The organism is Mycobacterium kyorinense (assembly GCF_001672775.1).
Taxonomy (GTDB): Bacteria; Actinomycetota; Actinomycetes; order Mycobacteriales; family Mycobacteriaceae; genus Mycobacterium; species Mycobacterium kyorinense_A.
In genome coordinates, this window is sequence record NZ_LZKJ01000177.1 from 1 (window position 1) to 24,147 (window position 24,147).

General features: G+C 67.8%; 24 protein-coding genes and 1 pseudogene. 6 read left to right on the top strand and 19 right to left on the bottom strand.

All coding sequences use genetic code 11. The features are described from left to right. Positions 1 to 167 precede the first annotated feature (167 nt). Positions 168 to 563 (top strand): annotated as a pseudogene (gene menA, locus A5707_RS19530) (1,4-dihydroxy-2-naphthoate octaprenyltransferase); the annotation flags it as partial. Between the two features lie 64 nt (positions 564 to 627). On the opposite strand, the gene A5707_RS19535 reads toward menA, so the two are convergent. Further along, on the bottom strand, positions 628 to 939 hold the full coding sequence (locus A5707_RS19535; RefSeq protein WP_065016097.1) for a DUF4229 domain-containing protein: 312 nt from the start codon (positions 937 to 939) through the stop codon (positions 628 to 630). A 46-nt stretch (positions 940 to 985) separates the two neighbouring features. On the opposite strand from A5707_RS19535, the gene A5707_RS23990 reads away from it, so the two are divergent. Next, positions 986 to 1,147 carry a hypothetical protein gene (locus A5707_RS23990; RefSeq protein WP_156658162.1) on the top strand — a complete coding sequence of 54 codons (162 nt, stop codon included), beginning with the start codon at positions 986 to 988 and terminating at the stop codon, positions 1,145 to 1,147. A 6-nt stretch (positions 1,148 to 1,153) separates the two neighbouring features. Here the strand turns inward: A5707_RS23990 and A5707_RS19540 are convergent, their stop codons facing one another. The 7 genes from A5707_RS19540 to hemL form a co-directional block, all read right to left on the bottom strand. Further along, a complete protein-coding gene (locus A5707_RS19540) occupies positions 1,154 to 2,461 on the bottom strand; it encodes a MinD/ParA family ATP-binding protein (RefSeq protein WP_082969572.1) in 1,308 nt (435 codons plus the stop codon). 111 nt (positions 2,462 to 2,572) lie between these two features. Further along, entirely contained in the window at positions 2,573 to 3,544 is a 972-nt protein-coding gene (gene ccsB / locus A5707_RS19545) for a c-type cytochrome biogenesis protein CcsB (RefSeq protein WP_065016099.1), read from the bottom strand. Then, positions 3,541 to 5,133, bottom strand: coding sequence for a cytochrome c biogenesis protein ResB (resB, locus tag A5707_RS19550; RefSeq protein ID WP_065016100.1), 1,593 nt, complete (start codon positions 5,131 to 5,133; stop codon positions 3,541 to 3,543). Before resB ends, ccsB begins: the two co-directional genes overlap by 4 nt. Continuing rightward, entirely contained in the window at positions 5,130 to 5,912 is a 783-nt protein-coding gene (locus A5707_RS19555; protein WP_065016101.1) for a cytochrome c biogenesis CcdA family protein, read from the bottom strand. Before A5707_RS19555 ends, resB begins: the two co-directional genes overlap by 4 nt. Next, positions 5,909 to 6,514: a TlpA disulfide reductase family protein gene (locus A5707_RS19560; RefSeq protein ID WP_065016102.1), complete on the bottom strand. Its 606-nt coding sequence runs from the start codon at positions 6,512 to 6,514 to the stop codon at positions 5,909 to 5,911. Before A5707_RS19560 ends, A5707_RS19555 begins: the two co-directional genes overlap by 4 nt. A 2-nt stretch (positions 6,515 to 6,516) precedes the next feature. Next, positions 6,517 to 7,125, bottom strand: coding sequence for a histidine phosphatase family protein (locus A5707_RS19565; protein ID WP_065016103.1), 609 nt, complete (start codon positions 7,123 to 7,125; stop codon positions 6,517 to 6,519). Beyond that, entirely contained in the window at positions 7,125 to 8,423 is a 1,299-nt protein-coding gene (gene hemL / locus A5707_RS19570; protein WP_065016104.1) for a glutamate-1-semialdehyde 2,1-aminomutase, read from the bottom strand. Before hemL ends, A5707_RS19565 begins: the two co-directional genes overlap by 1 nt. A 178-nt stretch (positions 8,424 to 8,601) precedes the next feature. On the opposite strand from hemL, the gene A5707_RS19575 reads away from it, so the two are divergent. Genes A5707_RS19575 through car form a run of 3 tightly spaced genes read left to right on the top strand, consistent with a single transcriptional unit; the run spans position 8,602 to position 12,990 of the window. After that, positions 8,602 to 8,997 carry a nitroreductase family deazaflavin-dependent oxidoreductase gene (locus A5707_RS19575; protein ID WP_065016137.1) on the top strand — a complete coding sequence of 132 codons (396 nt, stop codon included), beginning with the start codon at positions 8,602 to 8,604 and terminating at the stop codon, positions 8,995 to 8,997. 2 nt (positions 8,998 to 8,999) lie between these two features. Next, a complete protein-coding gene (locus A5707_RS19580) occupies positions 9,000 to 9,380 on the top strand; it encodes a nitroreductase family deazaflavin-dependent oxidoreductase (protein WP_065016105.1) in 381 nt (126 codons plus the stop codon). A 55-nt stretch (positions 9,381 to 9,435) separates the two neighbouring features. Continuing rightward, positions 9,436 to 12,990 carry a carboxylic acid reductase gene (gene car / locus A5707_RS19585; protein WP_065016106.1) on the top strand — a complete coding sequence of 1,185 codons (3,555 nt, stop codon included), beginning with the start codon at positions 9,436 to 9,438 and terminating at the stop codon, positions 12,988 to 12,990. Here the strand turns inward: car and A5707_RS19590 are convergent. The 5 genes from A5707_RS19590 to A5707_RS19610 form a co-directional block, all read right to left on the bottom strand. Next, entirely contained in the window at positions 12,955 to 14,787 is a 1,833-nt protein-coding gene (locus A5707_RS19590) for an amino acid permease (protein WP_419866452.1), read from the bottom strand. The two genes, car and A5707_RS19590, sit on opposite strands and share 36 nt — an antisense overlap. A 103-nt stretch (positions 14,788 to 14,890) precedes the next feature. Further along, entirely contained in the window at positions 14,891 to 16,222 is a 1,332-nt protein-coding gene (locus tag A5707_RS19595) for a PPE family protein, SVP subgroup (protein ID WP_065016108.1), read from the bottom strand. Between the two features lie 13 nt (positions 16,223 to 16,235). After that, positions 16,236 to 16,532, bottom strand: coding sequence for a PE family protein (locus tag A5707_RS19600; protein ID WP_065016109.1), 297 nt, complete (start codon positions 16,530 to 16,532; stop codon positions 16,236 to 16,238). Positions 16,533 to 16,669: 137 nt separating this feature from the next. Continuing rightward, positions 16,670 to 17,269, bottom strand: coding sequence for a TetR/AcrR family transcriptional regulator (locus A5707_RS19605; RefSeq protein ID WP_065016110.1), 600 nt, complete (start codon positions 17,267 to 17,269; stop codon positions 16,670 to 16,672). Further along, entirely contained in the window at positions 17,259 to 18,116 is an 858-nt protein-coding gene (locus tag A5707_RS19610; RefSeq protein ID WP_082969568.1) for an oxygenase MpaB family protein, read from the bottom strand. The genes A5707_RS19605 and A5707_RS19610 overlap by 11 nt, the downstream gene beginning before the upstream one ends. Before the next feature lie 142 nt (positions 18,117 to 18,258). Between A5707_RS19610 and A5707_RS19615 the strand changes: the two genes are divergently transcribed. Further along, positions 18,259 to 19,122, top strand: coding sequence for an alpha/beta hydrolase (locus tag A5707_RS19615; protein WP_082969573.1), 864 nt, complete (start codon positions 18,259 to 18,261; stop codon positions 19,120 to 19,122). Between the two features lie 11 nt (positions 19,123 to 19,133). Here the strand turns inward: A5707_RS19615 and A5707_RS23995 are convergent, their stop codons facing one another. The 6 genes from A5707_RS23995 to hemB all read right to left on the bottom strand — a co-directional run bounded on the left by A5707_RS23995 (position 19,134) and on the right by hemB (position 24,125). Continuing rightward, on the bottom strand, positions 19,134 to 19,490 hold the full coding sequence (locus A5707_RS23995; protein WP_082969569.1) for a hypothetical protein: 357 nt from the start codon (positions 19,488 to 19,490) through the stop codon (positions 19,134 to 19,136). A 143-nt stretch (positions 19,491 to 19,633) separates the two neighbouring features. After that, positions 19,634 to 21,715 (bottom strand): heavy metal translocating P-type ATPase, encoded by a 2,082-nt coding sequence (locus A5707_RS19620; RefSeq protein WP_065016112.1) that lies wholly within the window; start codon positions 21,713 to 21,715, stop codon positions 19,634 to 19,636. 16 nt (positions 21,716 to 21,731) lie between these two features. Beyond that, positions 21,732 to 21,980, bottom strand: coding sequence for a hypothetical protein (locus A5707_RS19625; protein WP_065016113.1), 249 nt, complete (start codon positions 21,978 to 21,980; stop codon positions 21,732 to 21,734). After that, positions 21,977 to 22,516, bottom strand: a complete 540-nt coding sequence (locus A5707_RS19630) for a DUF3093 domain-containing protein (RefSeq protein ID WP_156658164.1) — start codon at positions 22,514 to 22,516, stop codon at positions 21,977 to 21,979. Before A5707_RS19630 ends, A5707_RS19625 begins: the two co-directional genes overlap by 4 nt. Before the next feature lie 146 nt (positions 22,517 to 22,662). Beyond that, the gene (locus tag A5707_RS19635) at positions 22,663 to 23,142 is read right to left on the bottom strand and encodes a hypothetical protein (protein ID WP_232000775.1); all 480 of its coding nucleotides are present in this window, start codon (positions 23,140 to 23,142) and stop codon (positions 22,663 to 22,665) included. Then, positions 23,139 to 24,125 (bottom strand): porphobilinogen synthase, encoded by a 987-nt coding sequence (hemB, locus tag A5707_RS19640; RefSeq protein ID WP_082969570.1) that lies wholly within the window; start codon positions 24,123 to 24,125, stop codon positions 23,139 to 23,141. Before hemB ends, A5707_RS19635 begins: the two co-directional genes overlap by 4 nt. Between the last annotated feature and the right edge of the window lie 22 nt (positions 24,126 to 24,147).

Genomic DNA, 24,147 nt, shown 5'->3' on the forward strand with positions numbered 1-24,147 from the left:
GCACCGCCGACGAGAGCGCGCCCGTCGCCACGGCCAGCGTCAATCCCACCCAGTCCACCCGCAGCGCCTGGGTGTACTGGGTACCCAGCACCGCAATCAGTCCGAAGAACACGAACACCGCTGCTTCGCCAAAACCCGCATAGCCGTAGGGTTTCGAGCCTCCGGTGTACACCCAGGCGCTGCGGGTGGACTGGGTGGGATTGACGCTGGCCGTGGCGACGGGCGCGCTCTCGTCGGCGGTGCTGGTGGCCAACAACCTGCGGGACATCCCGACCGATGCGCAGTCCGGCAAGATCACGCTGGCGGTGCGGCTGGGCGCGGTTCGCACTCGGGCGCTCTACCAGCTGTTGCTGGCGCTCGCGGCGGCGCTGACGCTGGTGCTGGCGGCAGCCACACCGTGGTGTCTGCTGGGCATGATCGCCACGCCCTTGGCGTTGCGGGCGGTGGCGCCGGTGCGATCGGGTCAGGTGGGCGCCGAGCTGATTCCGGTGCTGCGGGATACCGGACTGGCGATGCTGATCTGGTCGATCGCCGTCGCGGTGGCACTGGCCGTCCCCAGTTGACTCTGCGGCTACCACGCAAAAGTGCGAGTAGCGTGCCTGGTCACCGCAGAGTCAACGACAAGGGTCAGTCGCCGGATGGCTCTTCGCCACGCAGCCGGGCCCGCAGCTGCTCGCGATCGCGACGACGGCGCTCGGTGGCCGCCTCCAACCCGGCCGTGGCCCGTCGACGCAGCGGGCTGAACAGCCAAATGCCCAGCGGCATGGCGATCACCAGCGCGAACAGCACTGCGATGACCACTGGGAAGTCGTGGACGCCGAGCAGTCGCGCCATCCCGTAAATGCCCGCCGCAAGCACGACAACCAGAATCAGCCGGGCCGCCGAGTACAGCACGATGTCGACGACAGCGCGGCCCGCGGAGCTTCGACCTTCTGCCACAGCTCGAGCCTACGGCGCGGGTATATTCGGTCCAAGGAGGTGTTGAGTGCTCTACCTGCTCCTCGTCCTGGTTTTGGGGACGCTGATCTACATCGGCTGGCGGGCCGCCCGGGCCCAGGTGAACCGGCCGAAGACGCGCGTCATCGGACCCGACGATGATCCGGAATTCCTGTGGCGGTTAAGCCACGGCGATAACAACCCGCGTTAGATCAAGCTAGATAAAGGCGGTGTTTCGCCGCTCGTCGTTCGGGAAGCCGTCGGCGACAACAGCCGCCAGTTCGATCAGCGCTTCGCGGGTTTCCCGCTTCAGCCGCTCCAGGCTGATCTCGGCGCCCTCCTCCAGATGCGGGTCGAACGGCACCAACCGCACCGCGCGGCACCGCCGCGAAAAGTGGTCCACCACCTTCTGCATGTCGACCTTGCCGGAGCGGGGCCGGACCGCGTTGATGACGGCGATAGCGTTGCGGACCAAATCCTCGTGGCCGTGCGCATCGAGCCAGTCCAGCGTCGCCGAGGCGCTGCGCGCTCCGTCGATCGATCCGGAGCTGACCACGATCAGCGTGTCAGCCTTCGACAGCACCGCCGACATCGCCGAGTGCAACAGCCCTGTCCCGCAGTCGGTGAGCACCAGGCCGTAATACCGCTCCAGGATCTCCAGCGTCTGGGTGTAGTCGTCGGCACTGAACGCCTCCGACATCGCCGGATCGCTTTCCGACGCCAAGACTTCCAGCCTGCTGGGCCCCTGCGAGGTGTAGCTGCGCACATCGCTGTAGCGCTGGATGCCCTCCGCGTCACGCAGCAGATGCCGCACGGTGGCCGGCGTCTCCAGCGGCACCTTCTGGCTCAGCGTGCCGCGGTCGGGGTTGGCGTCCACGGCCACCACCCGGTCTCCGCGAATCGACGCGAACGTGGCGCCCAGCGTGGCGGTGATCGTGGTTTTGCCGACGCCGCCCTTCAACGACAGCATCGCGATGCGGTAGCAGCCCCGCAGCGGGCGGTTGACCTGCACGATCAGGTCGTTGTAGCGGTTGACCCGCGGGCTTTCCCCGACGTTGATCAGCTGACCCGACAACACGTAGAGCCACCGGCGCCAGCCTTCCGACGGCGGCGGCTTGACCTGCCGTAACAACGTGCTGGTGGACAGTTCCGGATACGGCGACGGCGGGTGATGTGTGGGCGTCGCACCGTGGCGAAACGCGGCGTTGCCCGTCGTCGCAGGCGCCTGCGCTGCCTGCCCCTGCTGATAGCCGCCGTAGGGCGGTGAATCAACCACCCGCGGAAGTCCTTTGGCCGGGGTGGCCGCCCACGCTCGCGGCTCGACGCGGGTTTCGGGGGCCAACCCGCCCACCGTTTGGTTCTCGCTGAAGCGGCGCTCCGTGCGGAAGCCCGCAAACGCCTTGGTCTCGGCCGCGCTGGTCTTGGAGTCCGGCTCACCCGGGTGAGGCTGGGGCGGCAACTCCGTGGTCGGATGGTCTTCGGGGCCTCGAGGCGTTCCGGAGCCCGGGGTTGGATGCTCAGACACGTGCACTTCCCCTCGTCGCAGTACTCGGGTCGCTTACTACCGGATAACTCTTAACAACTTGCCCTGTTAACGAACATATCGCAGCGGCGCCCGACACCTCTGCTGCGCAGGTCAGCCCACACCGGCATAGGAGTGCAGGCCGACGGTCACCAGATTGACGAAGAACAGGTTGAACACCATCGCCACGAAGCCCACCACGTTGATCCAGGCGGCTTTGCGGTCCCGCCAGCCCGCCGTCGACCTGGCATGCAGGTAAGCCGCGTACACCACCCAGGCGATGAAGGCCACCGTTTCCTTGGGATCCCAGCCCCAGTACCGGCCCCAGGCTTCCTCGGCCCAGATTGCGCCGAATATCACCCCGAAGCCGAAGACCGGAAACCCGAAGATCGTCGTCCGGTAGGCGATGCGGTCCAAGGTCTGCGCGTCGGGCAGCCGCTGCACCATGCGCGCCAATGCGCCCGTGGTTTGCGGATCACCGAACCGAGAGGTCTGCAGCAGAAACAGGATGCTGGCCACACCCGCCACCAGGAACACCCCCGAGCCCAGGCTGACCACCGAGACGTGGATCGGCAGCCAATAGGACTGCAGTGCCGGCATCACGGGTGCGGCGTTGGCGTAGAGCCAGTGCCCGGACACCGCCAGCAGGATCAGCACCGGCAGCAACAGGAAGACCCACAGGGGGCGGTACTGCGGGCGGCGCAACACCACCGCGCCGGCGATCAGGCCGCAGAAGCAGGTCAAGTTGATGAACTCGTACATGTTGCCCCACGGCACTCGCGCGGTGGCCAGGCCGCGCAGCACGATGCAGGCCAGCAACAGCCCGATCCCGACGTAGACCAGGGCCAGACCGCCCCGGCCGACGCGTTCGTCGAACGGCCGTCGGGGGGCGTCCAACACGACGCCGGGTGTCGTGCTGTCGGCAGCGACGCCCGCGCTGACCAGCTGACGTTCGTCCCGCCGGCTGCGGGCATAGGCGAGCTCGACGGCCAACAGCAGTAGCGCGACGACCAGGACCACCAGCGCAGAGGTGAACGCCCAGTCGGAGGTCCGCGCCAACCCCACGTCGATGTTCGGGGTGTTCATCTCGCGTCCTTTCCGGTGGCGCCGACGGGTTGCCGCGCCGCGGCGTCGAAACCGGCCAGCAGCCGGCCGGTCAGCCGCTCGAATTCTTCGCCCCAGCCGGAGTTGTCGGTGCGGGCCAGGCCGCCCAGCTCGACGTTTACCGTAGCCGCTGCCTCGGTGGGGACCAGCCGCACCCAGACCCGCCGCCGTCGCACCAGCAGCGACACCAGCAGCCCGGCCATCATCGTGATCGCCGACACCAGCACCCAGATCTGGCCGGGGTCGTGGGAAACCTGCAGGTTGATGAAGGGGACGGCGCCGTCGAAGCGCACGGTGGTGCCGTCGTCGAGGCGGACGTCGTCGCCGGCGCGCAAGTTGACCCGCTTGAGTTTGGTCAGCCGCTTTTGGTCGATCAGCCGGGGGTCCAGGGTGTACAGCGACTGCGGTCGGCCGGTGTCCAGACCGGTGTCGCCCTGATAGATGTCGACGGCCACGGCGGGGGCGTTCAACGCCGGAAAGCTCGACGACAGCAAGGTGCCGTCGAGCTGCTCGGTCGGGGCGAGCAGACCCTGGATCGCGAGCTGGTGTTGACGACGTTCGGCGGGGTCGGAATAACTGCCGGCCGGCGGGTCGATCCGCGCCACGCCCGAGGACAGCAGGGTCTGCGGGTTGTCGGGTCGCCATTGCACGGTCGACGTGCGGGTCTGCCCGTCGGGGTACGTCACGGTGAACGTCGGGGCGTAGCCGTGGCCCTGGAGATAGACCCGGTCGCCGCCGGTGCGCAGCGGGTGGTTGACCTCCAGCCGGTAGGGCTGCCAGGTGTTGCCGGTCAGGTCGGCACCGGTCTGGTAGTCGATGTTGGCCGCGAACGACGTGGCCTGCCCCGACGGCAGGTAGTGCGCGTCGAAGTCGTTGACGCGGATACAGATTGGATGCAGCGACGTGCCGTCGACGGTGTTGCCGGCCCGGAACGAGTCGAACGCGGCCGGCGAGGCCGAGCAGAACCCGGGCCCGCCGTCGGCGATCACGATCACGTTGCCCTCGTAGCCGAACATCTTGCCGACGCCGACCGCCACCAGCAGGCCCAGCAACGCGAAATGGAAAGCCAGGTTGCCGAATTCGCGCAGATAGCCCTTCTCGGCGGAAATCTCGACAGTTCCGTCGTGGCGACGGATGGTTTTGCGCCAGCCGCGCAGCCGGTGCGCCATCGTCGCGGCCACCTCGTCGGGTTCACCGGCGATGGTCGCGGTGGCGTGCTTGGGCAGCCGGGCCAGGTTGCGGGGGGCGGCCACCGGGGTGGCGCGCAGGCTTTTGGCGTGCTCGATCATCCGCGGGGTCAGGCAGCCCACCAGCGACACGAAGAGCAGCACGTAGATCGCGGTGAACCAGAAGCTGCCGAACACGTCGAACGCCTGCAGTCGATCCAGCCACGGCCCGAGCAGCGGATGGGCGGCCAGATACTCGTCGACCTTGCTGGCGTTGAGGCTGCGCTGCGGCAACAGCGCGCCGGGGATCGCGCCCAGCGCCAACAGGAACAGCAGCACCAGCGCGGTGCCCATCGACGTCAGCGCCCGCCAGGTGTTGCGGCTCCACGCGATCAGGCGGCTCATATCGGCAGCCTCACGTCGGTGACGAACGCGTCGCGCAGCCAGGACACGAAGTCGTTCCACACCCCGCTGACCAGCGCCGCGCCCACCGCGATCAGCAGCACGCCGCCGACGATCTGCAATGCCCGGGTATGCCGGCGCAGCCAGCCCAGCCCAGACACCGCGCTGGCCGAGCCGAACGCCAACAGCACGAACGGGATCCCCAGGCCGAGGCAGTAGGCGATCACCAACACGACGCCGCGCGCCACGCTGGCGCCGTCGGTGGCCGAGGCGACGGCGATCACCCCGGTCAGCGTCGGCCCCAAACACGGTGTCCAGCCCAGCGCGAACACCGCGCCCAGCACCGGCGCCCCGGCCACCGTCGACAATTGCCGCGGCGTGAAGCGGGCCTGCCGCTGCAAAGCCGGGATGAATCCGATGAACACCAGGCCCATCACGATGGTCAGCACCCCGCCGACCCGCTGCAGCAGCAGTTGATTGGTGATCAGCGTGGTGGTCATGCCGAGCACCGCGACGCTGCCCAGCACGAACACCACGGTGAACCCGGCCACGAACAATGCCGCGGACCCGGCGACCCGCCACCGCGCGGTCGGCGGCGCTTTGAGCGCACCGGCCCCGGGCGCCTCGTCGACCCCGACGACGGCGGCCAGATACGACAGGTAGCCGGGCACCAGCGGCACCACGCACGGCGAGGCGAACGACACCAACCCCGCCAACAGGCAGACTGCCAGGGCCACCAACAGCGGTCCCGCGGCGGCGATTTCAGTGAACCCGCTGCTCATTGCGGTCCCGGCGGCGCCTGATCCTCTGCTGCCAACCTTTGCACGACCGGCTGCAGGTCTTCGGCGAGCAGTTCGCGCAGAAAGACTGCCGCGACCCGGTGCTGGCGGTCGAGCACCAGGGTGGACGGAATGACCGTGGTGGGGTATTTGCCGCCGAACGCGATCATGGTCCGCATCGCGGGGTCGTAGATCGACGGGAAGGTCACGTGGCGGTCGGTGACGAAGTCCTGGGCGGCTTGGCGGTTGTTGTCGCGCACATCGATGCCCAGAAACGCCACCCCGTCCCCGCGGGTGGCGTCGTAGACCTGCTGCAGGCGGGTGACTTCGGCCCGGCACGGCCCGCACCACTGGCCCCACACGTTGATCACAACGACCTTGCCGGGGAAGTCGTCAACCGACAGGGTGTGTGCCGGGTTCATCAGGTCGGGTCCGCTCACCGGCCCGGGGTGGCCCCGGCGGTCGGGCGGGTCGTAGAAGATGTCGGTTTTCCCGCCGGGAGCGACGAATTCGAACGTGCCGCCCTGGGCGACGGCGTCGTCACCGGTCGAGCAGCCGGCGAGTAGACCGGCCACCGCTGCGGCGACGATCGCCAGCCGCCACATGCTCAACAGCCGCCCGGTTCGGAGTACAGCACGTCGACCAACCGGTCGCCGTCGTACACCAGGGACGTCACCGACCCGACGGCGCATTCGCGACGCCGCGGATCGTGCCAGAGCCGTTTGCCGGTCAGGTGCAGTCGCAGCGTCCACACCGGCAATTGGTGGCTCACACACACCGCCTCGTGGCCGGCAGCGCGGGCACGCGCCTTGTCCACGGCGGTCGCCATCCGCGCGGCGATCTGCGCGTAGGGCTCCCCCCAGGACGGAGTGAACGGATTGCGCATGTGCCACCACACCCGCGGGTCGCGCCAGGCGCCGTCACCGGGCGAGATCCGCCGGCCTTCCAGCACATTGGCCGATTCGATCAGGTCCCCGTCGGTGTCCACCGGCACGTCATGGCGGGCAGCGATCGGGGCGGCGGTCTCCTGCGCGCGCTGCAGCGGGGAGGCGATCACCGCGACGACGTCCCGGTCGGCCAAGGCGTCCGCCACGGCCTGCGCCTGCCGAATGCCCTTGTCGGACAAGTGAAATCCGGGCAGGCGTCCGTAGAGAACTCCTGTCGGGTTGTACACCTCACCGTGGCGCACCAAATGGATTCGGGTCTGTTCAGCCATCAGGGTTTGGGCTCCTTGGCGGCGGCGGCGACCGCCGCGGGTAATGCATCGGCGATGCGGTTGAAGGCGTCGTCGTCGAGGGCAGCCGAGACGAACCAGGCCTCGAACGCGCTGCACGGCGGGTAGACGCCGGCGTCGAGCAGCGCGTGGAAGAACGGCGGATAGCGCCAGGTTTGGCTGGCTTTGGCCGAGGCGAAGTCGGTCACCGGCTCGTCGGCGAAGAACACGCTGAGCATATTGCCTGCGCGCGGAATCTGATGCGGCACACCGGCTTCCGTCAACACCTGGGCCAGGATGCCGGCCAGCCGGTCGGCGTTGGCATCCAGCGTGCGATAGACGCTGTCGTCGGCGGCGCGCAGTGTGGCCAGTCCGGCGGCCATCGCCACCGGGTTACCCGACAGCGTGCCTGCCTGATACACCGGTCCCAACGGCGCCAACCGCTCCATCACCTCGGCGCGCCCGCCGAACGCCGCGGCCGGTAGCCCGCCGCTCATCACCTTGCCGAAGGTGAACAGATCGGCGTCCACCGGATCGATTCCGTACCAACCGCTTCGGCTGACCCGGAAGCCGGTCATCACCTCGTCGAGGATGAGCAGCGTGCCATGCTCAGCGGTGATGGCTCGCAGTGCGGCGTTGTAGCCGGGTGCGGGCGGGACGACGCCCATGTTGCCGGGGCTGGCCTCGGTGATAACCGCCGCGATCTCGTCGCCGAACCGGGCGAAGGTTTCGTGCACCGCGTCGACGTCGTTGTACGGCAACACGATCGTGTCGGCGGCGGTGGCGCCCGTGACCCCGGGCGAGGCCGGCAGCGCCAGCGTCGCCACCCCGGACCCGGCGTCGGCCAGCAGCGCGTCGACGTGGCCGTGGTAGCACCCGGAGAACTTGACGATCTTGGCCCGCCCGGTGAAGCCGCGGGCCAGCCGCACCGCGCTCATGGTGGCCTCGGTGCCGGAGTTGACCAGCCGGATCCGATCCACCGGCGCCACCCGATCGACGATCTCGGCGGCCAGCTCGGTCTCGGCCGGCGTCGGCGCCCCGAATGACACCCCGTCGGCGGCGGCCCGCTGCACGGCGTCGACCACCGCGGGGTGGGCGTGGCCGAGGATCATCGGGCCCCACGAGCAGACCAGGTCCACGTAGCGGTTGCCATCGGCGTCGGTCAGCCGGCAGCCGTTGGCCTCGGTGATGAAGCGCGGCGTGCCGCCGACGGCCTGAAAGGCCCGGACCGGGGAGTTCACGCCGCCGGGAATGACCGCGCAGGCGTCGTCGAACAACTTCGCCGAGGCGTCGATACCCATGGCCACCAGTGTCCCAGCTGGCAGAACCGGCTCGACTACAGGGTGTAGTTTTGCGCTTTGTGCCGTCGAGATTGACGTTAGAGCGATATTTCGGCTGGTAAACAGCTCTAACGTCGATTTCGACAACATCGGACACGGGCTCTTGAGCCGAGAGGCAGTGACCGAGTTGGATAGCACCATGCAACTACCGCAACGGCTCGCCCGGTTCAACCGGCACGTGACCAACCCCGTTCAACGGATGTGGGCCGGCTGGCTGCCCGGCTTCGGGATTCTCGAACACGTCGGGCGGCGCTCGGGCAAGCCGTACCGCACCCCGTTGAATGTGTTCAGCGCGGAGGTCGACGACAAGCCCGCCGTGGCGATCCTGCTCACCTACGGCCCCGACCGCGACTGGCTGAAGAATCTCAACGCCGCCGGCGGCGGGCGGATGCGGCGCAACGGCAAAACCTTCGGCCTCATTCAACCGCGCACGATGACCAAGGCCGAGGCGGCGCCCTACGTCAACGCCGGCTCGCGCGCGTTGTTCAGCAGGCTGCCGTTCGAGCAGGCGGTGCTGCTCACCCGGATCGACTAACCGTGCAGTTCTCCGAACGGCGGGCCCGATTCAACCGCCGGGTCACCAACCCGCTGTTTTTGCCGATCAGCGGATGGCTGCCGCTGTGGTCGATCATCGAGCACGTCGGACGCCGATCCGGCAAGACCTACCGCACGCCGGTCTCGATGTTCCGCACCGACGACGGCGTCGCCGTGCTGCTGGTATACGGACCCAACCGGGACTGGGTGAAAAATCTGCAGGCCACCGGCGGCGGACGAGTTACGCTGTACGGCAAGACATTTGATGTGACCGATCCTCGGATTGTTCCAACCGGTGAGGCGGTCCGCGCGCTGAAGACCCCGTGGCGACAGCTGTTGGGGTCGGCCGGGGTCGAATCCGCGCTGCTGCTCACCCGTGCCTGAAAACGCACGACTGGACCGAGCGCCGCAGGGGTATACCCGCGACCGGAGGCCAACTATGACCGAAACTGGACGAGAGCAACGCCTTACTCAGCGCATCGAGCAGCTGTACGCCAACGACCCGCAGTTCCGCGGCGCGGCGCCGCTACCGGAGGTGACCACCGCCGCCCACCAGGCGGGGCTGCGGCCCTGGCAAGTGGTCGAGCAATATCTGGCGGGGTATGCCGACCGGCCCGCGTTGGGCCAGCGGTGCCGTGAGCTGACCCCCGTCGCCGACGCTCCGGGCCGCGCGACGTCGACCCTGCTGCCGGGTTTCGAAACGATCACCTATCGCCGGTTGGGTGAACGCGTCGAGGCACTCTCCGCCAGCTGGCAGTCGAACCTGCCGGGCGGTTTCAATCCCGGCGACTTCGTGGCGGTACTGGGCTTCACCAGCATCGGCTACGCGATCATCTACCTGACCTGCCTGCGCCTCGGCGCGGTGTTCGTCCCGCTGCAAACCAGCTCGTCGACGCAACAGCTCAAGCCGATCGTGGCCGAGACCGCGCCGCGGGTGTTCGCGGCCAGTATCGATTCGCTGGACACCGCCATCGACGTGGTGATCGATGCGCCGTCGGTGCAGCGGCTGGTGGTGTTCGACTACTTCAACTACGACCACGAGCAACGCGAGCACTACCAGGCCGCGCTCGAGCGGCTGTCCGCCGCCGGACGCGAGGTGGAGGTGGTGCCGCTGTTGACGGAGTTGGAGGCCGGGCGTTCGCTGCCGGTGCCCCCGGCGTTCGTCCCGCCGGTCGGCGACAATCCGCTGGCCACCCTGATCTACACGTCGGGCAGCACCGGCACCCCGAAGGGCGCGATGTACACCGCGGACATGACGACCCGGCTGTGGCAACGTCCGCATAGCCCGTCGCTGGACATCGGCATCCAGATCCCGGCCATCCATCTGCAGTACATGCCGCTGTCCCATGTGTTCGGGCTGGAATGGCTGATCGCCACGCTGGCATCCGGCGGCATCGGATACTTCGCCGCCAAGAGCGACATGTCCACGTTGTTCGACGACATCGCACTGGTTCGCCCCACCGCGCTTAACCTCGTCCCGCGGGTCTGTGACTTGATCTTCCGGCGCTACCGCAGAGAGCTGGATCTCCGATCCACCACGGAGGGCAGTCCCGCCGACGACGAGGTGAATGCCGAACTGCGGCAAGACTTTCTCGGTGGACGCGTGGTCTCGGCGATGTGCGGCAGCGCGCCGCTGTCCAAGCAGATGCACGCGTTCATGGAGTCGCTGCTCGACGTCGCCGTCGCCGACGGGTACGGGGCCACCGAAACCGGCGGCGGGATCCTGCGCAACGGCATTGTCCGCCGTCCGCCGGTGACCGAGTACAAGCTGGTCGACGTGCCGGAGCTCAACTACTTCACCACCGACAAACCGCACCCGCGCGGCGAACTGTATGTCAAAGCCAGCAACGTCATCCCGGGCTATTTCCGGCATCCGGAGTTGACTGCCCAGATCTTCGACGACGACGGCTTCTACAAGACCGGCGACATCATGGAAGAGCTCGGCCCCGACCGGCTGAAATATCTCGACCGCAGCAACAACGTCATCAAGCTCTCCCAGGGCGAATTCGTCGCGGTGTCCCAACTCGAAGCCACCTATGCGGCCAGCCCCTATATCCGGCAGATCTTCCTGCATGGCAGTAGCGACCAGCCGTTCTTGCTGGCGGTGATCGTGCCCAACCTCGACGCGGTCGGTGGCGGCGACGCACGCGCGCTGATCGCCGCGTCGTTACAGCAGATCGGCGCCGAGAACCGGCTCAATCCGTACGAGATTCCGCGGGAATTCCTGCTGGAATCCGAGCCGTTCACGCGCGACAACGGGCTGTTGTCCGGTGTGGGCAAGCTGCTGCGGCCGGCGCTGCGGTCGCGTTACGGCGAACAGCTCGACGCGATGTACGACAAGATCGCGGCGGGCCAGGAAAATCAGCTCGACCAACTGCGCGCCGCCGCGGGCGAACTGCCGACCATCGACACGGTGCGGCGTGCCGCGTTGGCAACCCTCGGCTTGGACGCCGCCGACGCGGACATGCCTGCCGACGCGAGATTCATCGAGCTGGGCGGAGATTCGCTGTCTGCGTTCTCATTTGGTTCGCTGCTGGAGCAGATCTATCACGTCGACGTTCCGGTACAGACGATCGTCAGCCCCACCGCGACGCTGGCCACCATCGCAGGCTACGTCGACGGTGAGCGTGACTCGGCCTCCACGCGGCCCACGTTCGCGTCGGTACACGGCCGTGACGCCACCGAGGCCCGGGCAGCAGATCTCACGCTGGACAAGTTCATCAACGCCGAAACTTTAGCTGCCGCAACGGAACTGGGGAAAGCCGACGAGACGGTCAGCACCGTCCTGCTCACCGGCGCCAACGGATATCTGGGCCGATTTTTGTGTCTGGAGTGGCTGGAGCGGCTCTCGCAAAGTGGCGGGCGGCTGATCTGCATCGTGCGCGGCGCCGATCCGGTCGCGGCTCGGCAGCGTATCGAGGCGGCGATCGACAGCGGCGATACGGGGCTGTCTGCGCACTATCGCGCGCTGGCTGCCGAGCACCTCGAGGTGTTGGCCGGTGACCTCGGCGCGGCCAATTTGGGTGTCGACACCCCGACGTGGAATCGGCTCGCCGAGTCGGTGGACCTGATTGTGCACGCCGCCGCGATGGTCAATCACGTGCTGCCCTACAGTCAGCTGTTCGGCCCGAACGTGGTGGGCACCGCGGAGATCATCAAACTGGCAATCACCAAGCGGCTCAAGCCGGTTAGCTATCTGTCGACGGTCGCAGTCACCGCGCTGCCCGACGGCAGCTTCCTTGGCGAGGATGTCGACGTGCGCGACGCGTCGGCGTCGCGGTCGCTGGACACGTCGTATGCCAGTGGCTATGCGACCAGCAAGTGGGCTGGTGAGGTGCTGCTGCGCGAAGCACACGATCTGTGTGGGCTACCGGTGGCGGTGTTCCGCTCCGACATGATCCTGGCGCACAGCCGCTATTCCGGACAACTCAACGTCACCGACATGTTCACCCGGCTGATCCTGAGCCTTCTAGCGACTGGCCTTGCGCCGCGCTCCTTCTATCAGCTCGACGCCGACGGCAACCCGCAGCGCGCGCACTACGACGGGCTGCCAGTCGATTTCACCGTCGAAGCGATCACCACCTTGGGTATACGGGCGACCGACGGCTACCACACCTATAACGTGCTCAACACCAACGACGACGGCATCTCACTGGACACCTTCGTCGACTGGCTCATCGCCGACGGCCAGAAGATCGAACGGATCGACGACTACGGCCAGTGGCTGAGCCGATTCGAGTCGGCGATGCAGCAACTGCCCGAAGACCAGAAGAAGAATTCCGTGCTGCCGCTGCTGAGTGCCTACGCCCGCCCGGCAGCTCCGATGTCAGGGGCGGCGATGCCCGCCGAGAAGTTCCGTGCCGCAGTGCAATCCGCCCACATCGGCGCCGACAACGATGTGCCGCACCTCAGCGAGCCGTTGATCGACAAATACGTCGCCGATCTTCACCAGCTGGGTCTATTGGACGGCGAAGCCGGCGGGCAGGTGGCCTGACGGGACCGGTTGGCGCGATACCACATGGGTGACCGGAATCGGATGCGTCGAGCGGGCCTTGTCGACCAGCCCCAGTCGTAGCCAGGACTGCCGGCCCTCGGCGATGACCAACTGATCCGGGCCGAAGCTCTGCACCGCGCTGGCCAGCGCGCGTAGCGGACGGTAGTCGCCGAGTTCGCCGCCCGCGGACAGTCCAATGTCGCGCATTTCGGTCAGGATGGCATCCAGGCGTTGTTGCGCGGCTTGTACCGTCGCGTTCATCACATAGACCGGGCCGGTGTTGCCGGCTTGGCCGGTGTCGGCGGGGCTGGCCGGCACGCAGACGAAATATTCGGCTCGCCGTTTGGTATCCACCCGTCGTAGAGCGTCGAAAAGCTCACTGCCGGAAACGTTTTTGTTCGCCAGCACCAACACCCGGGTGGCCTTGCCCGTCGGTTGCATGCCGGCATCAAGCTGTCCGGACCGGCGCCATACTCTGGGCAGGAAGTACAACACCAGAACAACCAGCCAGGACAACAGGCCCAGCCACAGCTGGGCGCGGGCGCCGTCGTCGAATGCCATCTGCACGAGCACCGCAACGATGCCGGCAACGGTGAGGATCGACAGCACCGGGAAGCACCACATCCTGACCCGCAGCTTGTCCGGCGCTGTCCGCCGGCGCAGGACGATCTGGGATAGCGCGATCAACAGGTACACGAAAAGAACAATGGCGCCCGACGATTTCAGCAGGAAGTCAAAGACGGTGTCCGGGGCGATCCAGGCCATCAGGACCGACAAGAAGCCCACCACCGACGAGAACAAAATGGCGGTCGCCGGGACCCCGCGCCGGCCGACTTTGACCAACTGCAGTGGCGCCTCGTGGTGGGCGGCGAGCACGAACAGCATGCGAGATGCCGTATACAGTCCCGAGTTCAGACACGACAACACCGCGGTGAGGATCACCGCGTTGACCAGATGACCGGCACCGTGGATACCCATCGCGGTGAGCGCCGCGATGTAGGGCGAGGTGCCGGGCTCGAGTGAGTCCCAGGGCAGGATGGCGGCGAGCAGAAAGACCGAACCGACGTAGAAGATCAGGATGCGAACCACGACGGTGTTGGTCGCGCGCCGCACCGCGCGTGCCGGATTGGGGGTTTCGGCGGCAGCGATGGTGGCGACCTCCGCACCGGTCATCGCCGAAACCACCACGGCCGCCGCGGCGACCACGGAGCCCATCCCGGTCGGGAAGAAGCCGCCGTGAGCGGTGAGGTGGCCGAAATCCATGTGATGGTGCGGCCACATACCGCTGACGAAAAGCGTGCCCAGCCCGATGAAGGCGATGACGGTCGCGACTTTGATTCCGGCGAACCAGAATTCGAACTCGCCGAAGGATGCCACCGAGAACAGATTTGTCGCCGTCATCGTCACCATGAGGATCAGCGACAACACCCACAGCGGCGCATCGATCCAGTAGCCGAGGACTTTCCCGCCGGCGACGGCCTCGAAACCGACCACGATCACCCAGGAGTACCAATACAGCCAGCCCACCGAGAAGCCTGCCCAGCCCCCCAGAGCCTGCCGCGCGTAGTCGGCGAACGACCCCGTCGACGGGTTGGCGGTGGCCATCTCCCCGAGCATCCGCATCACCAGCACGATCAGCACCCCGGCGAGCGCATAGGTCACAAACGTAGCCGGGCCGGTAGCACTGATGACCACGCCGGATCCGATGAACAAGCCCGCGCCGATCACCCCGCCGATCGCGATCATGTTGAGCTGCCGCTGCGATAACCCGTGGGGAAGCGTCGAGCTGGTGCGCACGCTGGATCGAGTGGGCGTCTGCAGCATTAGCGGACGCTAACACCCGCCGACGCTCACACCGGTGCGGCGCGCGCCTACGTCACGGAATCGATTTGTCGCAATTTCACGGAAGTGCTTGAGGGCGTTCGGGCATCGCACCAGCAGCGCTCAGCAGGCGCCGCTTCTGCTCACTGAATTCCTCGTCGGTCAGGATCCCTTCGTCGTGAAGTGCGGCGAACTCGCGCAAATCGTTGGCGAGTGACGCCGCCGGGCTGGGCGGCGGCGTCTGCGGTGGCTTCGCGCGTCGACCGGCCGCCACCCCGGCACGCTCGGCCCGAGCCGAGCCGACAGTGCCGGCCAGCGCACTGCCGCCCATGCCGGCGAGGGCCATCTCGCTGAACGCGGTCCCCGCAGTGCCCGCTAATGCCGTCGGCGCGGCAGCCAGGCTGCTGGCCTGCAGGGCATAGCCGACAGCGCGTATCTCCGGCGCGGCCGCCGCCCAACTCGTCGGCACCGACAACCCACCGACCGGGACTGCCCGGCCCACGGCTGCCGTCACCGGCGTCGCGCCACTCGAGCTCGTCACCGCCGCCGTGGTTCGCGACTGGCCGATCGCGTTCAGGATTTCGCGGTGCTCACCGGAGAGTTCGTCTTGCGAGGCGAGGATCTCTTGAGAATCCAGCGACGCGGAATTCCACGCCCCGCCCGACAGGATTGCGCCGGCAACCGACGCACCGACGCCTGCTGGTGTGATGCTCAGGCCCTCCGCAACGCCGATTACATCGGCAAGGTCACCGAACCCCGGTGGCAGGACCTGCAACGGCTGCACCGCGGTGGGCGCTACCGAGGCCAACTGCGAGACTGTCGCCTGCGTGTTCGTCGCCGCCGACGTGCCGAGGGCCGAGCTGACCGGCCCGGCCGGGCCGGCCGGGTTGCTGTTCTGCAGCGGCGCGGTGAACGGTGCCAACCTCGCGGCGGCCGCCGACGACGCGGCGTAGCCGTACATTGCCGTCGCGTCCTGGGCCCACATCTCGCCGTAGAGGGCTTCGGTGGCCGCGATCGCCGAGGTGTTCTGCCCTAACAGGTTGGTCGCGATCAGCATCATCAGTTGAGCGCGGTTGGCCGCGATCACCGGCGGGGGCACGGTCGCGGCAAACGCTGCCTCGTATGCAGCCGCAGCCGCGCCGGCCTGATTAGCCGACAGCTCGGCCTGCCCGGCGGTGCTGCGCAGCCATGCCACGTACGCCGCGGCCGCGGCGGCCATCGAGGCCGATGCCGGCCCCAGCCACAAGGCACCCGCCAACTCGGCGACAACCGCCTCGTACGAACTTGCCGCCGTGTTCAATTCAGCGGCCACCCCGCCCCAGGCCGACGCGGCGGCCAGCATCGGTGCCGGGCCGGGCCCGGAATATATTCGCGCCGAGTTGATTTCCGGCGGAAGCGCTGCGAAATCCATGTCTTGACCTCCGTCAGCCCGCAGCAACGGCGTTGGCGGATTCGGTGGCCGCATACGCACCGGCGCTGGCCCCCAACGTGGCCACGAACATGTCGTGTACTGCCGACGCCTGGGCACTGACCGCCTGATAGTTCGCGGCATGTGCGGCGAACTGCATCGCTACCAGTGCCGATACCTCATCGGCAGCGGCGGGAACCACGGTGGTGGGAGCGGCGGCGGCCGCGTTCTGGGCGGCCACCGCCGAGCCGATTCCGGCCAGGTTGTCGGCCGCCGCCGTCAACATTTCCGGCTGTGTGGTCACAAACGACATGTGCTTTCCTCCTAAGCGATGTCGGTTGAGCCCGCGTGCACGGGCTGAGTAACCACCTAATAGTCGCCTGCCGCGGCGGCGGCCGAGACGCATTCGGTGAACCGGTCGATTCTGTCCCGGCACACCGAAATCTGGATCTACACCGGCACGGCGCGCAGCGTAGCCGGCAGGCTGGGCAGAAAATGCTCCGTGGCGAACCGGCGGACGTCGTCGGCGGTGGCCAGCGGGTGGTTGCTTGGCAGGAGCAGCACCATTGCCGCGTAACGCAGGATGGTGTCGGCCAATTCGTCGACGGCTCGGGCGCCGATGCGCTCGGCGAACCCGTCGGGGAAGATCACCCGCAGCGCGGTCGCCATCCGCTCGACCGCCGCGTCCCAGTGCTGGTGGGCCAACTCGAGCATCAGACCGGGCTCGTCGGCGATCATGCGGGTCAGCACCCGATGCTGGCGGAACCGCAAGATCGACAGTGTGAACGCCTCGACATAGTAATTTGACTGTGGCCGAATACTTTTCAATTCGGTAGCGATGTCGGCGAACAGCACCGCGTTTTCCCGGTCGATGACGGCGGCGACCAGCTCGTCGCGGCCGGCGAAGCGGCGGTAGATGGTGGTGCGGCTGACCCGGGCACGGCGGGCGACCTCGTCGAGCGCAACCCGGCGAAAGCCGTGCTGGCCGAACTCGACGACGGCGGCGTCGAGGATGGCGCGGGTCGCTGGGTCAGCGTTGTCAACGGGCATAGCCCGCCCGGGCAAACCTGTTGTAGCGCAACCGCATCGGCAGATGATCCCACAGCCAGTTGACCGGCCGCGAGCGCCACACCGCGGCGAAGCGCTGGTAGCGACGCTCGTGGCGCTCGCTCCATGGCAGCTCCAGCAGGGCGCGCGCTTGCGGCGGCAGACCACCGGTCGTCAGGAACGCTGCGATCGGGTTGAACGCCACCGACATCACCCGCCACACCAGCGGCGGTACACCTTTGGGGCACGGGAAGCCTTTGGTGACATAGCCGACGCCGTATTTGGCGGTCTTGTGCGCGACGACGACGTTGTCGAGCATGTCGTCCCAATACCGCTGGAACTCGGCGTAGTCGGCCGGCATCGGCCGATCGCTGACCCCGTATCGGCGGTACCAGGTCTTCGACTCGGCGTAGATCTGTTGTTTCTCCGCGTCGGTGAGGCGCTTGACGAACGTGTCGGCGAAGTAGAGCACCTGCTCGACGAAGGTGGCGTGCGCCCAGTAGTAGGTCTCGGGGTCCAGGGCGTGGTAGCGCTCCCCGGTCGGCATCTCGCCTTTGATCTCGTGGTGGAAGTCGCGCACCTGTTGGCCTGGGTGGTCGGTGTCGGAGCCGTAGACGGTCATGAAGATCGGCGGCAGCGAACGTTTGACCCGCGCGGCGGTGTCGGAAAAGAACACCGAGTGGTCCAGCACGCCCTGCCCGAGTTCGGCGAGCATGTTCTGCAGCACCGCCGGCCGCGGACCGATCAGGAACATCCGGTTGTCGCCGAAGTAGCGCCACACTAGCGACTGCGGCCCCAGCGGCAAATCCGTCGACGTGCCGGACGCAGCGGGCTCCCTGAGTTCGGTCATGTGAAACAGTGTTACATATTTTGAACTTTGTACCAACCCGGGGCGCTCGACCATCCGCCAGCGTCGGGCCGTTACCGGGCTGTGGCCGGATAGTGTGGCGCACCGATACCTGCCGCGCTTCTGTGCTTGGCATGATGCGCTGGTGAAATCGCTGACCCGCCGACAGGCGCTGCGTCTGGGTCTCACCGGCGCGGCTGCGGGAACGGGTGCCGCGGGGTTGTTGGCGCTGGGAGCCCTCCTCGATCCGCCGAAGCCCCGCGCGTTGCCTGACCCGGTGGAACCGCCCGCGGCCGCGGCAAGCCCGCTGCCCACCCGGGAGTCCGGTTCGTTCGTCTCCGCGGCCCGCGGCGGCATCCTGACCAACTGGATCATCGCCCGCCCGCCGGGCCAGACCGGCGTATTGCGCCCGGTGATTGCCCTGCACGGGATGGACAGCGACGCCGCGGGCGTGATGAGCCTGGGCGTCGAGGATGCGTTGGCGCGATTGGTCGCATCCGGTCGGCCGCCGTTCGCGGTCATCAGTGTCGACGGCGGAAACTCCTTCTGGCGCCCGCGGGCCTCCGGGCAGGACTCCGGGGCGATGGTGTTGAACGAACTGATCCCGATGCTGGCCACCAAGAACATCGACACCACCCGGGTGGCTTTCATGGGGTGGTCGATGGGCGGTTACGGCGCGCTGATGCTGGGCTCCCGGTTAGGTCCGGCGCGCACCGCGGCGATCTGTGCGATCAGCCCGGCGCTGTATATGACGTATTGGGGTGCACCGCATGACGCCTTCGACAGCCTCGACGACTGGCGCAAGAACTCGGCGTTGAGCCTGCCGCCGCAACTGGGGTCGATCCCGCTGCGCATCGATTGCGGCACCGGCGACGGGTTCTACGTCGCGACGCAGCAATTCGTCAACCAACTACCCACGCCGCCGGCCGGCGGGTTCTATCCGGGCGGACACGACGCGGACTTTTGGCACCAGCACCTACCGGATGAGTTGGCCTGGCTGGACTCCTGACCGGATGCCGGTCAGATCTGGCCCGGGGTCCCCATGTTCATCGGGTTCATCGGACTGATCGGGTTCATCGGACTCATCGGATTCGCCGGATTGTCCGGGTCCATCGGACTGGCGGGATTTAACGGGCTGTCCGGGTTCAACGGGCTATTGATGTTCGCTGGATTAGTAAGGCTATTGGGGCCATAGGGACCCGCATTGCACATCGCGCTTGCATTCGCGATGCAGTCGGACGGGCTGAACGGGTCAGGGTCGGCGGGATCGGCGCCCGCCGGGGCTACCGCCGCAAAGGCAGGCGCGGCGACCAAACCAGCCACGACCGCAGCCTTCGCCACCCTGCGACGAACACCGGAAAACTGTACAGAATTCATTGAATTGCTCCCTAAATTCGTTTCGTCGCCGAGGTTATCCCGGTGGCAAATGGCCAGTAGCCGCGATGATCACACAGACAATTGGATTGCATCCGACAATTCCGGGAATCCGGACTTTTGCTAGAGCCGCGGCTATTCAGCCGTCAGCGGCCGAATCGCCGCAGCCGCAAGCTGTTTGCCACCACCAACACCGACGAGCAGGCCATCGCCGCGCCGGCGATCATCGGGTTCAGCAGGCCCAGCGCCGCCAGTGGCAGCGCTGCCACGTTGTAGCCGAATGCCCAGACCAGGTTCATCCGGATGGTGCGCAGGGTGCGCGCCGACAGTCGCAGCGCCGTCGGCACCGTGCGCAGATCTCCGCGCACCAGGGTCACGTCGCCGGCTTCGATCGCCGCGTCGGTGCCGGTGCCCATCGCCATGCCGATGTCGGCGGTGGCCAGCGCCACCGAGTCGTTGACGCCGTCACCGACCATCGCCACCCGGGCGCCCTCCGCCTGCAGGGCCTTGACGGCGTCGGCCTTGCCGGTGGGCAGCACCCCGGCGATCACGTCGGCGGCGTCGATGCCGACCTCCGCGGCCACCCGCTGCGCCACCGTCGCGCTGTCGCCGGTCAGCAGCAGCGGCCGGATACCCATCTGACGCAGCTGCGAAATCGCCTGTGCGCTGGTTGGTTTCACGTCGTCGGCCAGGCGGATGACGCCGCGCACGCGATTGTCCCAGCGGACCTCGACGCTGGTGCGCCCGTCGCACTCCTGCGCCTTGGTGATGCTGACAGTCACACCGTCGACGTCGCCGAGGACACCGGTGCCCGGATCGTTGGCGAAGTTGGTGACCGGCGGCAGAACGCGGTCGCCGGCGGCGGCCACGATGGCGGCGGCCACCGGGTGTTCGGACGCTGCTTCGACGGCCGCGGCGCGTGCCAACACCACGTCGGCGTCGTCGCCCGGGGCCGGTTCCACGGCGTCGACGGCCATCACGCCGGTGGTGACGGTGCCGGTCTTGTCGAGTACGACGGTGTCGATGCCGACGACGGTCTCCAGCACTCGCGGATCCTTGATCAGGATGCCCAACTGGGCGCCGCGCCCGGTGCCGACCAGGATCGCGGTCGGCGTAGCCAGCCCCAGCGCGCACGGGCAGGCGATGATCAGCACCGCAACAGCCGCGGTGAACGCCGCCGCGGCCGGCTGGCCGGCCACCAGCCAACCGGCCAGGGTCAGCGCGGCCAGCACCAGCACCGCCGGCACGAACACCGCCGAGACCCGGTCGGCCAACCGCTGAACGGACGCCTTGCCGTTTTGCGCGTCGGCCACCAGCTGGGCCATCCGGGCCAGCTGCGTGTCGGCGCCCACTTTGACCGCGCGGACCAGCACCCGCCCGTAGGTGTTCAGTGCGCCGCCGAGGACGTCGTCGCCGTCGGTGACGTCGACGGGCGTCGGCTCTCCGGTCATCGCCGAGGTGTCCAACGCCGAGGCGCCGTCGACGACCACCCCGTCAGTCGCCACCCGTTCTCCGGGGCGGACCACGAAAACGTCGCCGACGTGCAGCTCCGCGAGCGGCAACCGGACCTCTTCGCCGTCGCGCAGCACCGCCGCGTCCTTGGCACCCAGATCCAGCAATGCCCGCAGCGCCGCGCCGGCCGAGCGCTTGGCCCGCGACTCGGCGTAGCGACCGGCCAGCAGGAATACCGTGACTGCGGCCGCCACCTCGAAGTACACATGGCCCGAGCCGCGCAGCACCGCCAGCGCCGACCACAGGTAGGCGGCCAGCGTGCCCAGCGACACCAACGTGTCCATCGTCGACGCGCCATGCCGGGCGCTTTGCAGCGCGGCCCGGTGGAACGGGAAACCGCCCCACACCACGATCGGCGTGGTCAGCGCGAATACCAGCCACTGCCAGCCGGCGAACTGCCAGGCCATCACCATCGACAGCGCCACCACCGGCACCGCCAGCACCGCCGAACCGGCCAACCGCCACCGCAGCTGGCTTTCGGGGACGTCTTCGTGGTGGTGGGTGTGATCGCTGACCACCGAAGCGTGATAGCCGGCCGACTCGACGGCGCGGACGAGGTCGTCGGCCGAAACGACGGAATCGTGTTCGACGTGGGCGCGCTCGACGGCGAAGTTCACTGTCGCGCGGACGCCGTCGAGCTCGTTGAGACCGCGCTCGATCCGCGCCGCGCAGGACGCGCAGCTCATCCCGCGAAGGTCGAGATCGGTGGTGGACATAACGCCAAGGATACCCCTAGGGGGTATGCCGGGGTTGTCGCAGGTTGGTGATTCCGACCACTGCCAACACCCCCGCGAGCGTCGCCAGCAGCAGGGTCAGTAACAGCAGCGGCGGGTCGTAGACCACTGAGGTGGTGACCGGCTGGCCGTCAAGAATGGGGGCTACGGCCACTGTCGACCGCACCTGTGACCAGCTGAGTGCGCACCCCAGCACCGCGGCGCCGGCCAGCGCGAGCTGGGTGACGGCGCGGACACGGGCCATCACCAGCTTGATCCGTCCTCGTCGGCGGAATCGGCGTCGACGACCGGTCCGACTCGCTCCTCGACCAGTGGGGTCAGCGCGGCCCGCAGGGAACGATGCCGGCGGGCCCAGGCCTGCGCCGTGCGGCCACCGGTCAGCCGCAGACCGATGCCCACCCGGCCGCGCGGCACCCCGATCAGTTCACCCAGGGCGCGCGCCGACTGCCAGCGCTGCAACTCCTTCTCCGAAACCAGCGGATGCTCGGCATCGGGGTAGACCCGCACGATGTCGGCCACCTGAATGGTTTCGGTGCCCTGACGCAGTGTCTGCGTGGTCAGTTCGACCGACGTATGGATGCGCGCAGCCTTCACCTGCAGGCCGACGAATCCCGACACCAGCACCAGAAAGACCATCGGTACCAACAGCTGCCAGCCGTAACCGCTGGACTTTTCGATCATCAGCATGGCGCCGGCCGACAGCGGGCCGGCCAGCACCCATAGCCAGCTCGCGCCGGCTTCGTAGAACAACGGAGCCGGTTTGGTACCCGTCCCTGCGGTCACTGAAAATCCTGTCCCCTGTCTGAGCGGTGCGCCGCGCGCCAGCCTATCGCGGCGACGATGCCCGGCACCGCGAAGCAGACGACTGGGCTGTGGTTCCTGGCGTGATCACAGCCCTGGCTTCTGATTCGCGGCAAAAGCCGCGGCGCTCACCGGGTGAAGTAGTCGTGGGCGTCACTGCGATGCAGCAGAAACATTCCCCCGGCGATCAGCACGCAGCCGACGATGCCGCTGACCGCACAGATCACCGCCGCCACCGGCGGCCAATCCACGCTGAACAGCCGGCTCGCGATGTAGACCACCGCGGCGATCCCGCCGCCGGTCAAGATGGTGCGGGCCCAGCGGTAACCCGCCCGCATCAGGATCAGAAACGTCACGACCATTGCGCACAGTACGGCGGCGAACAGCAGGGATGCGGCTAACACCAGCCCGGATCCGGTGCTGGTCGGGGCTGCGACGAGGTCGACAACGTAGCCGATCAGCATCAACGGCAGCGCGGCCAGCCACAGCCAAAAGCCGGTATCGACGTCCACCGGCCGGGTCTGGGGTTCCCGCGGGGGCAGACCCGGCGGCGCCGGCGGCCCGGGCGGTCCCGGCGGGGAGCTCGGCCAGCTGGGCGGCTCAGTCATGAAAGCCAGCCTGCCGCCTCGGCGGCCCAGTAGCTCAGCACGATGTCAGCACCGGCGCGCCGGATGCAGGTCAGCGACTCCAGCACGGCGGCCCGCTCGTCGATCCATCCGTTGGCCGCGGCCGCGGCGAGCATCGCGTACTCCCCCGACACCTGATAGGCGGCCACCGGCACCGGCGAGGCATCGGCGGCGGCGGCGACCACGTCCAAGTAGCCCATCGCCGGTTTGACCATCACGATGTCCGCGCCCTCGTCGAGATCCAACTGCACCTCGCGCAGTGCTTCTCGGGCGTTGCCGGCCTCCTGTTGATAGGTGCGGCGGTCACCGCAGAGGCTCGAGCTCACCGCGTCCCGGAACGGGCCGTAAAACGCCGAGGCGAACTTGGCGGCGTAGGCCAGGATGACCACGTCGGTGTGTCCGGCGGCATCAAGCCCGTCGCGGATGGCAGCCACCTGCCCGTCCATCATTCCGCTGGGCCCGACCACATGAGCGCCCGAATTTGCCTGCGCCACAGCCAGTTCCACATACCGCGTCAGCGTAGCATCATTGTCGACCCGGCCACGCTCGTCGAGGACACCGCAATGCCCGTGATCGGTGAACTCGTCTAAGCAGGTGTCGGCCATCAGCACCGTCGCCTCACCGAGATCCTTGGCCAAATCGCGCAGCGCGACGTTGAGGATCCCGTCCGGGTCACAGCCGGCCGTGCCCGTGGCGTCCTTGTCCTGCTCGCGGGGCACCCCGAACAGCATCAGTCCGCCCACTCCGGCGGTCACCGCCTCGACGGCCGCGGCGCGCAGCGAGTCGCGACTGTGCTGCACTACCCCGGGCAACGACGCGATCGGTCGCGGCTCGTCGATGCCGTCGGCGACAAACATCGGCAGCACCAAATGCCGTGGCTCGACCGATGTTTCCGCCACCAGGCGGCGCATCGCCGGTGTCGAGCGAAGCCGGCGCGGCCGCTGCCTCGGGTACGCCATGCTCATTCGCCGCCGCGAGCGTGCGCAG